This is a genomic window from Bradyrhizobium sp. 61, from assembly GCF_023073075.1.
GTDB lineage: Bacteria > Pseudomonadota > Alphaproteobacteria > Rhizobiales > Xanthobacteraceae > Bradyrhizobium > Bradyrhizobium barranii.
In genome coordinates this window covers 146,480-160,085 of sequence record NZ_JADPIU010000008.1, presented here as the reverse complement: position 1 = coordinate 160,085, position 13,606 = coordinate 146,480, and the positions used below count along the sequence as shown (strand labels likewise).

13 protein-coding genes are annotated in these 13,606 nt (G+C 65.7%); 8 read left to right on the top strand and 5 right to left on the bottom strand.

Translation table 11 applies throughout. The features are described 5' to 3' along the window. Positions 1–27 precede the first annotated feature (27 nt). The 3 genes from IVB46_RS03515 (at position 28) to IVB46_RS03505 (ending at position 3,238) form a co-directional block, all read left to right on the top strand. Positions 28–1,269: an MFS transporter gene (locus IVB46_RS03515; protein WP_247341991.1), complete on the top strand. Its 1,242-nt coding sequence runs from the start codon at positions 28–30 to the stop codon at positions 1,267–1,269. Positions 1,270–1,291: 22 nt separating this feature from the next. Further along, the gene (locus tag IVB46_RS03510) at positions 1,292–2,191 is read left to right on the top strand and encodes an amidohydrolase family protein (protein WP_247309430.1); all 900 of its coding nucleotides are present in this window, start codon (positions 1,292–1,294) and stop codon (positions 2,189–2,191) included. A gap of 132 nt (positions 2,192–2,323) precedes the next feature. After that, the gene (locus IVB46_RS03505; protein ID WP_247309432.1) at positions 2,324–3,238 is read left to right on the top strand and encodes a PhzF family phenazine biosynthesis protein; all 915 of its coding nucleotides are present in this window, start codon (positions 2,324–2,326) and stop codon (positions 3,236–3,238) included. Positions 3,239–3,428: 190 nt separating this feature from the next. Here the strand turns inward: IVB46_RS03505 and IVB46_RS03500 are convergent, their stop codons facing one another. Both IVB46_RS03500 and IVB46_RS03495 read right to left on the bottom strand, forming a co-directional pair. Further along, the gene (locus tag IVB46_RS03500) at positions 3,429–3,890 is read right to left on the bottom strand and encodes a DUF488 domain-containing protein (RefSeq protein WP_247309434.1); all 462 of its coding nucleotides are present in this window, start codon (positions 3,888–3,890) and stop codon (positions 3,429–3,431) included. A gap of 9 nt (positions 3,891–3,899) precedes the next feature. Then, complete coding sequence (locus tag IVB46_RS03495; RefSeq protein ID WP_247309438.1) at positions 3,900–4,736, bottom strand: DUF72 domain-containing protein; 837 nt, start codon at positions 4,734–4,736, stop codon at positions 3,900–3,902. Positions 4,737–4,836: 100 nt separating this feature from the next. On the opposite strand from IVB46_RS03495, the gene IVB46_RS03490 reads away from it, so the two are divergent. The 4 genes from IVB46_RS03490 (at position 4,837) to IVB46_RS03475 (ending at position 8,489) form a co-directional block, all read left to right on the top strand. Continuing rightward, positions 4,837–5,220 (top strand): hypothetical protein, encoded by a 384-nt coding sequence (locus IVB46_RS03490; RefSeq protein ID WP_247309439.1) that lies wholly within the window; start codon positions 4,837–4,839, stop codon positions 5,218–5,220. Between the two features lie 154 nt (positions 5,221–5,374). Beyond that, the gene (locus tag IVB46_RS03485) at positions 5,375–5,575 is read left to right on the top strand and encodes a hypothetical protein (protein WP_071912499.1); all 201 of its coding nucleotides are present in this window, start codon (positions 5,375–5,377) and stop codon (positions 5,573–5,575) included. A gap of 271 nt (positions 5,576–5,846) precedes the next feature. Then, entirely contained in the window at positions 5,847–6,980 is a 1,134-nt protein-coding gene (locus IVB46_RS03480; protein WP_247341988.1) for a glycosyltransferase family 2 protein, read from the top strand. A gap of 6 nt (positions 6,981–6,986) precedes the next feature. Continuing rightward, on the top strand, positions 6,987–8,489 hold the full coding sequence (locus IVB46_RS03475; RefSeq protein ID WP_247341984.1) for a glycosyltransferase family 39 protein: 1,503 nt from the start codon (positions 6,987–6,989) through the stop codon (positions 8,487–8,489). A gap of 13 nt (positions 8,490–8,502) precedes the next feature. On the opposite strand, the gene IVB46_RS03470 is transcribed toward IVB46_RS03475, so the two are convergent. Together IVB46_RS03470 and IVB46_RS03465 are read right to left on the bottom strand one after the other, a co-directional pair. Next, a complete protein-coding gene (locus tag IVB46_RS03470; RefSeq protein WP_247309446.1) occupies positions 8,503–10,389 on the bottom strand; it encodes an adenylate/guanylate cyclase domain-containing protein in 1,887 nt (628 codons plus the stop codon). A gap of 61 nt (positions 10,390–10,450) precedes the next feature. Continuing rightward, the gene (locus tag IVB46_RS03465) at positions 10,451–10,975 is read right to left on the bottom strand and encodes a FecR domain-containing protein (protein ID WP_247309448.1); all 525 of its coding nucleotides are present in this window, start codon (positions 10,973–10,975) and stop codon (positions 10,451–10,453) included. Between the two features lie 656 nt (positions 10,976–11,631). Here IVB46_RS03465 and IVB46_RS03460 point away from each other — a divergent pair. After that, positions 11,632–12,723: a DUF2778 domain-containing protein gene (locus IVB46_RS03460; protein WP_247309450.1), complete on the top strand. Its 1,092-nt coding sequence runs from the start codon at positions 11,632–11,634 to the stop codon at positions 12,721–12,723. A gap of 60 nt (positions 12,724–12,783) precedes the next feature. Here IVB46_RS03460 and IVB46_RS03455 read toward each other — a convergent pair whose 3' ends face one another. Then, complete coding sequence (locus tag IVB46_RS03455; RefSeq protein ID WP_071912509.1) at positions 12,784–13,605, bottom strand: SDR family NAD(P)-dependent oxidoreductase; 822 nt, start codon at positions 13,603–13,605, stop codon at positions 12,784–12,786. Between the last annotated feature and the right edge of the window lies 1 nt (position 13,606).

Here is a 13,606-nt window from a genome sequence, read left to right as displayed (position 1 = left end):
AAACAACAAAGAATTCAGGGGGAAACAATGTCGAACTGGTACAGCGAATGCTCGCCGCTTGAGAAGCGGACGTTTTGGGCAAGCTTTGGCGGCTGGGCGCTGGATGCGCTCGACGTGCAGATGTTCGGCCTCGCCATCCCCGCGCTGATCGCGGCGTTCGGCATCAGCAAGGCCGACGCTGGCCTGCTTGGCTCGGTCACGCTGTTCTTCGGCGCGTTCGGCGGCTGGCTCGGCGGCGCACTCGGCGACCGTTTTGGTCGCGTCAAGGCACTTCAGATTACCGTTGCGACCTTTGCGCTCGCGACCTTCGCCTGCGCGTTCGCGATGACCTTCACCCAGCTTCTGATCCTGAAGGCGATCCAGGGCCTCGGCTTCGGCGCCGAATGGGCTTGCGGCGCGGTGCTGATGGCCGAGATCATTCGCCCCGAGCATCGCGGCAAGGCGCTGGGCTCGGTGCAGAGCGCCTGGGCCGTGGGGTGGGGCGCAGCTGTGCTGCTCTCGGCCATCGTGTTCACTTATGCACCCGCCGACATCGCCTGGCGGCTGCTGTTTGCGCTGGGGCTGTTGCCCGCGCTCCTCATCATCTTCATCCGCCGCGGCTTGAAGGAGCCGCCGCGCGCGGTCGCAGCCGACAAGACGCCATTCTTCGCCACGCTCTCGGGCATCTTCCATCGCGACGTGCTGCGCTCGACGCTGATCGGAGGCCTGTTTGGCATCGGCGCCCACGGCGGTTACGCGGCCCTGACCACGTTCCTGCCGACATACTTGCGCGAAGTGCGGCATCTGTCGGTGCTGAGCTCCAGCGGCTATCTCGCAGTCATCATCGTTGCCTTCTTCTGCGGCTGCATCGCGAGCGGCATCATCAGCGACCGCATCGGCCGCAGGGCCAATGTCACCTTCTTCGCCAGCGCCTGCATCGTCACCGTGCTGATCTACATCTTCGCGCCGCTGACCAACGGCGAGATGCTGGTGCTCGGCTTTCCGCTCGGCTTCTTCTCGGCCGGCATTCCCGCCAGCATGGCGGCGCTGTTCAGCGAGCTCTATCCGGCCGGCGTGCGCGGCACCGGTGTCGGCTTCTGCTACAATTTCGGCCGCATCGTCTCCGCCGCGTTCCCCTTCCTCGTGGGCTATCTCAGCGACCATATCGGGCTCGGACCGGCGATCGGCATCGATGCGGCCTTCGCCTATTCGCTGGTGCTGATCGCGGTGGTGCTGCTGCCCGAAACCCGCGGCAAGGTTTTCGAACAAGCCGCGGCGACGCGCGCCTGACGCCGGATGGGGAGCAGTCACCATGATATCCCGCGAGCGTGGCCTGACGCGCCGCCAATTCGGCACAGGCCTTGTATCCCTCGTGTCGGCCACGGCCGTCGCGAGCCGAGCGAAGAGTGAGACGAGCTTGCCGACAATCGATACCCATGCCCATGTCTTCCACCGCGGCCTCAAGCTCGCGCCCGGCCGGCGCTATGCCCCAGATTACGATGCGCCGCTGGCGCTCTATCTGGAGCAGCTCGACCGCAATGGCATGAGCAATGGCGTGCTGGTGCAGCCGAGCTTTCTCGGCACCGACAATTCCTATCTGGTCGAGAGCCTGAAGACTTCCGGCGGACGCCTGCGTGGCATCGCGGTGGTCGATCCTTCCGTGACCGCGGATGAACTGCGCGCGCTCGATCGCGCCGGCGTCGTCGGCATGCGCCTCAATCTGGTCGGTCAGCCCTTGCCCGATCTCGCTGCCGGCGAATGGAAGGCGCTGCTCGGAAACGTGAAATCGATGGGCTGGCAAGTCGAGCTCCAGCGCAACGCGTCCGACCTCGCACTGCTGGCGCCGCAGCTGCTCGATCATGGCGTCACCGTCGTGCTCGATCACTATGCGTTGCCGGATCCGAAACTCGGCGTCGCCGATCCCGGCTTCGAGCCGGTGCTGAAGCTTGGCGCGACGCGAAATGTCTGGGTCAAGATCTCGGCGCCGTACCGCAACGGCGCGAGCGGCGAGAGTTTTGCGAAGGAGGCCTATCCGCTGCTGCGCAAGGCTTACGGCCTCGACCGCCTGCTGTGGGGCAGCGACTGGCCGCACACGCAGTTCGAGGCGTCGCAGGCTTACGCGAAAAACCGGCAGTTTCTCGATGCGCTGATCGTCGATGACAGCGAGCGCGCCCAGGTGCTCGCATCGCCGCATCAGCTGTTCCGCTTCTGATTCTCCCTTCTGATCTCCTCGCGCGATTGCTCCGAATGCTCCGAATTTTGGGGCATGACGAGCGATGTCGCCGGCTTGTAGACTGCCGGCGATGCGGCCGGTTGAGGCCGCGAGTTTCATGAGGAAGTGAAGATGCAGCGCCGCTACATCACCGTCGACGTGTTCACCGACCGCGCCTTCGGCGGCAACCAGCTCGCCGTGGTGCTGGATGCCGGCGGGCTCACGACGCAGCAGATGCAGGCGATCGCGACTGAGTTCAACTATTCCGAGACGACCTTCGTGCTGCCGCCGCGCAACCCCGGCCACGACGCGGAGGTCCGCATCTTCACGCCGGTGAGGGAGCTTCCCTTCGCGGGTCATCCCAATGTCGGCACCGCTTTCGTGCTGGCCCGGCGCAGCAATGAGCCCTGGCCGCGGATGTTGTTCGAAGAGAAAGCCGGGATCGTGCCGGTCGAGATCTGGCGGGAGCAGGGCAAGGTCGTCGGCGCCGAGCTGACCGCGCCGCAGCCGCTGGCGCGACTTGCAAAGCTGTCCGCCGCCGAGGTCGCCGCGTGCCTGTCTTTGACCGCGGACGACATCAGGACCGATCGTCATGTGCCGGAGGTCGTCGGCGTCGGCACGCCGTTCGTCGTCGCGGAATTGCATTCGCGCGACGCGCTGCGGCGGGCGGCGCCCGATGCTGCGGCGTTCGGCCGGACACTGCCGCGCGACGGCGCGTTCTCGATCTATTTCTACACGCGCGATATCGCGGCGGCGCAGGCGCCTTGCGACCTCCAGGCACGGATGTTCATGCGCGGTGCCAGCGGTTTCGCCGAGGATCCGGCCACCGGCAGCGCAACGGTCGCCGCCGCCGCGCTGCTCGCCACGCTCGATCCACTCCGCGACGGCGAGCTGAAGCTCACCATCGGCCAGGGTTTTGACATGGGCCGGCCGAGCATCCTGCGGACGACAGTGGAAAAGGAGGGCGGCGCCCTTCTCAATGCCTATGTCGGCGGCCATTGCGTGCACATGATGGAGGGGACGTTCGAGTTGGCGGGTGAGGGGTGAACTCTCTCCACGCGCCAAGACGAGCTCGCGCCAGATCCGTCATCCTGAGGTGCGAGCCCTTGCGAGCCTCGAAGGATGCACGGCCGAGATGCTACATCGGGGCACGCCGTCGTCCTTCGAGGGCCGCTGAAGAAGCGGCCACCTCAGGATGACGGCTACGGTTAAAGTCGTGCTCCCCGCCCGTAGGCCGTTACACCTGTCGCCCCGCCAGATTCCTCACCGCCACGCCATCACGCTCCTCGATGATCTCCGCGATCATCTGGCGGTGGCAATGGGTGTGATCGCGCTCGTAGCAGAGCAGGCAGACCGGGCCGGCCTTCATCACCAGCGCCGAGAGCTCGTCCATCTCTTCCCGGGCCTGCGGCGTCTTCAGGTGCTTTGAATAGATCTTCTCCAGCACATCGTATTGGCCGCTGCGCGCGGCGAGGCGGCCTTCCTTCGGCGTGCCGAGCGCGGCGAGATGGACATAGGCGATGCCGCGCTCATCGAGGCCCGCGGCAAGCTGCTTCTTCGAAAAGCCGGGCCGGCGTGAAGAGGTCACGGCGCGCACGTCGACCACGAGCTTGACGCCGGCCTCTTCCAGCTCGTCGAGCACCGCCTTGGGCGGCGTTTGTTCATAACCGATGGTGAAGAGCTTTTTCGCCTTTGCCATGAACCATCCTCAGCTCACCCGCGCGATCAGTTCCATGGCGCCGGCCGGTGCGCGCACCTTGCCCTCGTGGATGACATAGGCGAACACGTCGCGCGGCTCCTTCTTCGGCTTGGCCTTGTCGACCTTCGGCAAATCGTCGGGTTCACTCCCCTCGGCCCAGTCCTGAAGGCGCTTGGCCCAGGCATCGAGCTGCTTCGGCGGATAGCAGGTCTTGATCTCGTCATTGCCCTTCTGGAGCCGTGCATAGACGAAATCGCCGGCGACGTCGGCGATAGCCGGATATTTGCCGTGCTCGGCGAACACGACGGGCGTCTCGAACTCGCGGATCAGCGCGACGAAGTCCGGCGCGCAAAAGCTGTCGTGGCGGACCTCGACGACATGGCGCAGCGCGTGCCCCTCGAGCTTGCGCGGCAACAGCTCGAGGAATTTGCCGAAATCGGCGCCGTCGAACTTTTTCGTCGGCGCGAACTGCCACAGCACCGGTCCGAGATGGTCGCCGAGTTCCAGCACGCCGGAATCATAGAACCGCTTGATGGAATCGCCGGCCTCGGCGAGCACGCGGCGGTTGGTGGCGAAGCGGGGTCCCTTCACCGAGAACACGAAACCATCGGGCACTTCGCCGGCCCATTTGCGAAAGCTTTCCGGCTTCTGCGAGCCGTAATAGGTGCCGTTGATCTCGATCGAGGTCAGCTTCGAGGCGGCGTAGGACAGCTCCTTGGCCTGCGTGAGCTTCTCCGGGTAGAACACGCCGCGCCAGGGCTCGAAGGTCCAGCCGCCCACGCCGATGAAAATGTTGCCGGATTTTTTGGACGCGGTTTTTGCTTTGGCCACGGGAGGGTCTCGCATCGACGGGGAGGGACCTCATCCTAATCAAACCAGATGTGATTGGCCAGTTGCGCCGTCCCGTCTAAGGTCGCAACGGGACCCGCGCAAAAGGAGAACAAGAATGCGGATGCTGATGGTGGGAGCGGCGCTCGTCATGATGACATCTGCTGCCATGACGTTTGGTGCCATGGCCGACGATGATGACGATGCCAAGGGTGCGCAGAAGCTCGCCCTGCAGGGCCGCGACGATTACTGGCATTGCCTGGCGCGGGAATATTCGCGCGACTCCAATCAGGGAATGTCGGAACAGGATTTCGGCCGCTCGGTCGCGGGCGCCTGTCCGTCGGAGCGGCAATATTACCGGGTGGCGTTGCTCGACTATCTCACCACGCAATATCCGAACATCGATGCCGGCGCCCATCTCGCCACCGCGAACAGGGCGGTCGAGTCGGCGCAGAAGGACATCGTGACGGCCTTCGTCAAGCACAGGCCGCCCGCAAAGTAGGGCAGTGGCGAATGGCCAATCGCGAAGAGGGCACGTAAGCCGGCGCTCCTCATTAGCGGCGAGCCATTCGCTACTCGCCCCTTCGCGGGGGCTCTTCCAGCTCCGCGCGCATCCATGGTATCACTGGAGGGATCTGGAACAGGGATGGGCTTCCATGTCGTCTGAGTCGGTGGGTGGCATTCTGGGCGCGATCGTCGCGGCGGTCGTGCTTGCGGTCGCCGTCGTATTGGGGCCGATCGGCCAGTACGGCAAGCCGCCCAGGCCGGCAAAGGCCGAGCCGGCTCCGGCCGCAGCGCCCGCTGTCCCGGCCGCCCCCGTGCCGCGTGGGCCGGTGATCAAGGAAGTCCCGAACTAGCAAGGGTCTGAAAAAGAGCCGCTATGCCCCCTTGCGAAGCGGTTTTGCCGTACCTATTTAGCTTCTAACGGCGACGTTGAGTGAAACCTCCGGCGCTGGAACGACCTTGGAATAGCTTGGGCTTGCGCCGGATGTACGCGCGGTCCGCCGTTCCGGGGTCGTTGGCATTTTTGGGCCCTTTTTGGGCCTTTCCCCACAGACCCCCAGCTCGGTAGATCTTGGCAGCGCAACGTCTTGGCAGCGCAGGACGCGGCGGATATACGCTGCCGTCATGAATGAAGCGATCAGACCGGGCTCCGGCACTCCCCCGCAGGCTCAAGAGGCGCCGGAACTGTCGGTCATCGTCCCGACGTTCAACGAGCGCGACAACGTCACGGTGCTGTACCGGCGGCTGGAGGCGACGCTCGCCAACGTCGCCTGGGAAGTCGTGTTCGTCGACGATAATTCGCCCGACGGCACTTGGGACGTCGTGCGCGCGCTGGCGCAGCGCGACAACCGCGTGCGCTGCGTCCGCCGCATCGGCCGCCGTGGCCTGTCGGGCGCTTGCATCGAGGGCATCCTGGCCTCCAGCGCGCCCTATGTGGCCGTGATCGATGCCGACCTCCAGCACGATGAAACGCAACTGCCGAAGATGCTGTTGCTGCTCGCAAGCGACCAGGCCGATCTCGTCGTCGGCAGCAGCTACATCGAGGGCTACAAGAGCGAAGGCTTCAACAAGCAGCGCGCCGGCGCCAGCGCGCTGGCGACCGAACTCGCCAGGAAGGCGCTGCGGGTCGAGATCGCCGATCCCATGAGCGGCTTCTTCATGGTTCGCCGCGACCGTTTCGAGGACTTGGCTCCGAAACTGTCGGTGCACGGCTTCAAGATCCTGCTCGACCTCGTCGCGAGCGCGAACGGTAGCTTGCGAGCCGTTGAAATTCCCTACACGTTCGGCGAGCGCCAGCACGGCGAGAGCAAGCTCGATTCCATGGTCGCGCTGGATTTTCTCGGCCTGGTGCTGGCCAAGTTCACCAACGATGCCGTCTCGCTGCGCTTCATCCTGTTCGCGATGGTCGGCGGCATCGGCCTCGTGGTGCATCTGACCACGCTGTTCATCGCCCTTCAGCTGTTCAAGGCGCCGTTCGCAGAGGCGCAGGCCGCGGGCGCCGTCGTCGCCATGACCAGCAACTTCGCCCTCAACAACTTCCTCACCTATCGCGACCAGCGGCTGAAGGGCTTTGCGCTGCTGCGCGGCCTGATCGCCTTCTACATCGTGTGCAGTGTCGGCCTGCTCGCCAATGTCGGCGTCGCCTTCTCGGTCTACGACCAGGAGCCGATCTGGTGGCTGGCCGGCATGGCCGGCGCGCTGATGGGCGTGGTGTGGAACTACGCGATGTCCGGGCTGTTCGTCTGGCGCAAGAAATAGCTCGACATGGGCGGGGCTGACGCGCGGATTGTCCGCAATACCGCGCTGGTGATCGTCGCGCTGGTCGGCTTGCGGCTGGTCGCGGCCGCGTTCACGCCGATCACCTTCGACGAAGCCTATTACTGGATGTGGTCGAAGAACCTCGCCGGGGGGTATTACGACCACCCGCCGATGGTCGCCTATGTGATCCGCGCCGGCACCATGATCGCCGGCGACACCGAGCTCGGCGTCCGCGTGTTCTCGATCCTGCTCGCACTGCCGATGAGCTACGCGATCTACCGCTCCGCCGCGATCCTGTTCGGCGGCGCGCGGGTGGCTGCGACCAGCGCCATCCTGCTCAACGTGACCATGATGGCCTCGGTCGGCACGCTGATCGTGACGCCGGATGCGCCGCTACTGGTTGCCTCCAGCTTCGTGCTGTTCTTCCTCGCGAAGGTGCTGGAGACCGGCCGCGGCGTCTGGTGGCTCGCCGTCGGCGCGGCGGTCGGCGCGGCGCTGCTGTCGAAATACACCACGATGTTCTTTGGCGCTGCGATCCTGATCTGGCTTGCGGCCGTGCCGAAACTGCGGCGCTGGTTCCTCTCGCCCTGGCCCTATCTCGGCGGTCTCGTTGCGTTCGCGCTGTTCTCACCGGTGATCCTGTGGAATGCGGATCATCAATGGGTCTCGTTCGTAAAGCAGCTCGGCCGCGCGAAGATCGAGGACTTCCGTCCCATCTTCATCGCCGAGTTGATCCCGACCCAGATCGCCTTCGCAACGCCGCTGGTCTTCATCCTCGGCGCGATGGGCCTGCACGCGCTGACCTGGCGCCGGGCCGGCGCGCTGGCCTCGCGTTTGCTGATCGAGACGCTGTTCTGGACCATCGTCGTCTATTTCGTCTGGCATTCGCTGCATGCCCGCGTCGAGGCCAACTGGTTCGCGCCGGTCTATCCGCCCTTCATCGTTGCCGCGGCCGCCGCCGCCAATCTCGTGCCGTGGCAACCACGCGCGCGCCGCTTGGTGGATTTCTGCCTGCGCTGGGCCGCGCCCGTGGGCATCGTGATGTTTGCGGCGCTGATCGTGCAGGCCAACACCGGCTGGCTGTCGGGCTATCGCCGCGACGCGACGGTGCGCAGCGTCGGCGTCGGCTGGCGCGAGCTCGCCGCCGAGATCGAGGCGGTGCGCGCGCGCAGTGGCGCGACCTGCGTGCTCGCGCAGGACTACGGCACCACGGGCTGGCTCGCCTTCTATCTGCCGCGCGGCACCTGCGTGCTGCAGCAGAACCAGCGCATCCGCTGGGTCAACATGCCCGAGCCCGATCCAAAGCTGCTTGCCGGCAAGCTGATCGCTGTCGACGAGCTGCGCCCGGACGGCCATCCCGCCCTCGACGAGCTCTTCGCGAAGGTGACGCAAATTGCGCAATTGCAGCGCAAGCGCGGGCCGCTCGTGATCGAGACCTACGGCATTGATCTGCTCGAAGGCGCCAAGGGCGACGTGCTCGACCGCTCGGCGCCGCCGGAAGCGCGGTAGGCGGCCCCAAAAATCAGTCGATCATCTCGGCCCTGGCGGTGGCCTGGCTCGGCCCGTTCTGGTCGCGCCAGAACCAGACGGTCACGACGCCGGAGCGGCCGCGGACCTGCGTGAGCAGGGGACCTGACAGAATTCCGTCGGGAGCGCCGTGGAAGTCGGCCGCATCCAGCAGCGTATCGCTGAGCGCGAGCCGCGCACAGTTCTGGGCGGCAACCTCCATCAAGCGGTTCGCGACGTTGACCGTGTCGCCGGTCGCCGTGATGTGCTGGTGGCTTTCGCCGAGGCGGGAGGCGACGATCGGACCGAAATGCACGCCGATCTTGAAACCGAGCTGGCCGCGGAGGGCAGGCGGCAGCGAAACGATCCAGCGATCGACGCTGCGATACAGGTCAATCGAACATTGCAGCGCGCGCGCCGCGTCGTCGGGCATCGCGTGTGGCAGTCCGAACAGGATCATGGCGCCGTCGCCGAGAAAGCCGGTGATCAGACCGCCGCAATCGACCGAGGCCTTGTCGATCAGCGCGTGAAATCCCCTCAGCAGATGCTGCAGCTCGTCCGGATCGATCCGTTCGCTGAGCGTCGTGAAACCGGAGAGATCGATGAAGACGACCGCTGCGTCCTGCCGGACCGGCCTGGACAGGAAATTCGGATCGCGCGTCAGCCATTCCTGCACGGCGGGCGCCTGGAATTGCGCCAGCGACCTGCTCTTGGCGGCAAAATATTGCGTGCGGCGGCTGCCGGCCCACAGCTGCACGCCGGCAAAGACCGCGACCGGCGGCACCGCGGCGGCAAGTGTCGTCGCGGCGTTCAGCCAAACGCCGTGCGTGAAGGCGAACAGATTGAGCCCGGCCCAGGCGATCATCACCGCGGCGGCCGCGACAATGCCAGGCGCGCTGCGCCGCCAGGCGAGCAGGCCGACCAGCAGCATCGGCAAAAGGATCGCGAAAAGCGCGTCGGCGATGTGGACCTTGCGGTCGCGCACGATGCCGTCACCGGCGACGAGATGGGTGATCGCGGTCGAGATCACCTCGACGCCGGGCATCAGGGAATCGAACGGTGTCGGATAGAAGTCGCCGCCGCCGGCGACCGCGGCGCCGATCACGACGATGCGGTTCTCGATCGCCGCGCGATTGAGCGTGCCGTCGAAGATGCTCTGCGCGCTGACGGTGCGGATGGTGCGGCGCGGGCCGTAATAGGTGATCGGCAGCGCGAAATCGCTGTCGGTTAACACCGCGCGATCGCCGAGCATGAGATGATCCGGCGCGATCGTCAGCGGTTTGTCGAGCGCGCGCGCCGCGACCCGCAAGGGAAACGACAGCTCGACCTTGTCACGGGTACGGAACAGCATCGGCACCGAAAGTGGCGAGCCCGACTGCCCCGTCGCGACGTTGACGACTCCGACCTCGGCGTGATCGGCGAAGGCGGGCAGCGGCAGCAGGAAGCGCTCGGCCTGTGGCAGCGCGGCGAGGGGACCTTGGGTGCCCGGCTCCACGGTCTCGCTGGCGGTCGGGAAGATCGCCGCGGCGGCGAGCACCATGGGACCAGTGGCGAGCGTGTTGGCCAGCGTCGCGTCGCCGATCGCAGCGCTGCGGTCGACCAGCAGCAGGTCGATCGCGACGACCTTCGGCTTGAACTGCACGATGGTGTCGACGACGCGCGCGAGATCGGCGCGCGGCAGCGGATAGCTGCCGCCGCGTTTCACGACGGTGTCGTCGATTGCGACGATGGTGACGAGATCGGGCGGAGCCTGCACGCCGCGGACCTGGGTCCGCCAATCCGTCAGCGTCGCCTCGAGCCGATCGAGAAAGCGCAGATGACCGTTGGCGTGGCCGGCATAGATGCCGGCACCCCACAGCGCGGTGAGGACGAGTGCCACCAGGATCTGAACGCGTCTAGTCATTACGTACTGCAATCTTCTTTGTCGCCCGGGCGTTGCTGCGCGGGCCTTAATTGTCCAGGCCTTATTGACCCAGTCTTGCCATCAGCGCGTCGACGCGCGGCTGGCCCCAGGTCTTGACGGTCAACGGGCCCGTTGCCTCGACATCGACGCCTTGGCCCGGTCCGAGCACGACGCCGCGTCCACGAGCCCTGCGGCTCACACCGACACGGCCGTCGGCAACGAAGACCGCGGTCTTGGCCTCAGCGACATCGACGGCCCATTTGGTCCCGCGCACTGCGGCGATCGCCTGCGGCGTCAGCACCTTGAAGGGATTGCCGCCGGGCTTCTTGGGCACCTCGATCAGCAGCGCCTTGCTGCTCAACTCCACGGAGTCAATATGTCCGTCGCGGTTGGCGTCCTTAAGTTCAAATCTGGCGCCGTTTTCCGCAACGATGGTGATGCCGTTGTCGCAGCGCCACACTTGCGTGCCCGCAGCCGATGCCGATGCCGTGCAGCCGACATTGACAGCCGGCTGTGCATTCGCAGACCCGATCAACTGAAACAACCACGCCAGAGCGAAAATACCGGCGCCCGCGATCCCTCTCATGCCAGCCTCCGTTTGCGTGCTTGGCACAGTTCAAAGCGATGTTGATACGGTACCGTATCACACGCAGAGGCTGCTGAAAAGTGCCGCTTTCGCAGCTATTTCCTCGGTGCGGTCTTTTCCAGTCCGACGCGATCAACTTTCAGTCAGGGCGCCGTGCCGCGTGAGCACTCTGTGCGCGATGTGTGTGTGGGACGGGCTCTGCCGCCACCCTGCTGACACCGGCTGGAGAGGGCAGCGCGCACCAGCCTCGCGCAACGCTTCCCCGCTATTGTCCGGGTATTGAAGACCACGAAAACGACTTGGTTGGATGGCCTTAGAGGGGCGGCCTGTGACGTCCGTCGGACGCGCCGAACCGGCCGAGAATTATAGTTAACAGATGCTGCTAAGTCCGTAGTTCTGCGGACTTTTTTCTCGAAATGGGACAGCGTTAACGCGGTGCCTCACATCTGCCCGAACTTAATCTGCATTTAACTAAAAGTCGCCTTAATGACGCTCCGACCTCCTGCGAGATGCTGTTCCCGGATCGTGACCAGCGGCACTTCGAAGGGGGACTGAGTGACACCGTCCTGGACGCAAGGCGAATGAGTACGAGTATCGCTGCGCAGAGTAACGCGGCACGGAAGTCCAAGAATTCTCTTCGGAAGCCTTCCCGGAAAATGACCACCACCAATTGGCTGGGCGCCACGGCGATCGGCTGCGTCGTGATGGGCGCCGGCTGGACCATCTACAGCAACGTCCTCGGCGCCAGCGTCTATCCGACCGTCGGCAGCATTGGCTACGACGAGCCCGTGATCAAGCGCGCGCCCAGGGTGGCGCTGCGTGAGGCCGGCGAGGCCATCAGGGACACCTTTGCGCTGCTGCCCGACCGGCTCCAGGTCGCAGCCCCGATCTCGCGCGAGATGTTCAACGAGCGCTTTGCCGCGGCTGCGACCCAGGGCGTTGCGTCGAACGCGAGCGCCGCGCCCGCAACCCAGGTCGCCGTCGCCAAGGAAGCGTCGAAGGACGCCCCCAAGCAGAGCGTGATCGCGAAGGTCGCGGACGCGCTGAAGCCGGCGGCGCCGGCCAAGATTGCTGACAAGTCTGCGGACAAGGCCAAGCGTGCGCCGGATGCGCAGATGCAGCTGGCTTCGGCCGATCCGGCCGAGATCGTGCCGGCGCCCGAGGCGAAGCCGAAATCGTTTGCCGATCGCGCCAAGGCCGCGGTGATGTCGATCACCGGGCCGCGCCAGTCGATGGTCGAGAAGCTCTGGGGCAAGCGCGAGCCGTCCGGCGGGCTGCTGGCCTATGCCTCGGCCGATGCCAGCGTGACCGCGTCCATCGCGCCGAGGGAGCAGAACCCCATGCTCGGCGGTTCGGCGCCCTATGAGCGGGACACGGCGGTCTACGACATCACCGCCAAGATGGTTTACCTGCCCGACGGTACCAAGCTCGAGGCGCATTCCGGCCTCGGCTCCAATCTCGACGATCCGCGCTCCTCGCGTGTCCGCATGCGCGGCGTGACGCCGCCGCACATCTACATGCTGAAGCCGCGCGAAGCGCTGTTCCATGGTGTGCCCGCGCTGCGCCTGACCCCGATCGGCGGCGAGAGCGCGATCTACGGCCGCGACGGCCTGCTCGCCCACACTTTCATGCTCGGGCCGAACGGCGATTCCAACGGCTGTGTGTCGTTCAAGGACTATTACGCGTTCCTCGACGCCTACCGTAACAAGGGCATCCGCAAGCTCGCGGTGCTGTCGCGGGTCGAGTGAGCTCAGTCAATTCGCGATGATCTCAAAGGGCCGCTTGCAGCGGCCCTTTTCTTTTCTGCTTTAGCCTGGCCAGCATTGTCCGCCGCCGTCGATCCTGAGCACCTGGCCCGAGACGAAGGCGCCCATGGGACCTGCAAAGAACTCGACGACGCGCGCGACCTCATCGACGGTCGCGATGCGGTCGAGCGTGCCGGTCTCGACCATCCTGTCGGGGTCCACCGCGCGCGTGCCGAGGAAACGGCCGGTGCGGGTATCGCCGGGCGCGATGCAGTTGACGGCGATGTCGTATGCGCGGAGCTGGTCGGCCAGGCATCGCGTGTAGTGGGTCACGCCGGCCTTCGACACCGCATAGATCGACCCCTGGGTGCGGCCCTTGAACGCGGCGACCGAACCGAGCGTGACGATGCGGCCGCGCCGTCGCTCCATCATTCCCTTCGCGACCGCCTGGCAGGTCAGGATGGTCGAGAGCAGATTGCGCTCCAGCACCGCGCGCACATCGGCCTCCTTGATGTTCACCGCGTCGTTCGGGTCGGGCTTGCCACCGGCAGCTGCGATGTCGCCGCCGGCATTGTGCACGAGAATGTCGATCGGGCCGAGGGCGGCCTCGGTCTCTGCAATCACGCGCGCGATGTCCTCGCCCCTGGTGAGATCGCCGAGCACGCGCTGGCTGCGGACGCCGAATTGCTGGCCGATCTCTGCGGCGACCGCGGTGAGGGTGGTGCCCTCGCCATATTCCGCCGGCCCGTTCTCGCGCATGCCGTGGATGGCGACATCGGCGCCGAGCGCGGCGAGCTTCTCTGCAAAGGCGCGTCCGAGCCCGCGTCCCGCGCCGGTCACCAGCGCCACCTGTCCTGACAATACTTTCCCGTCATGTGCAGCCATG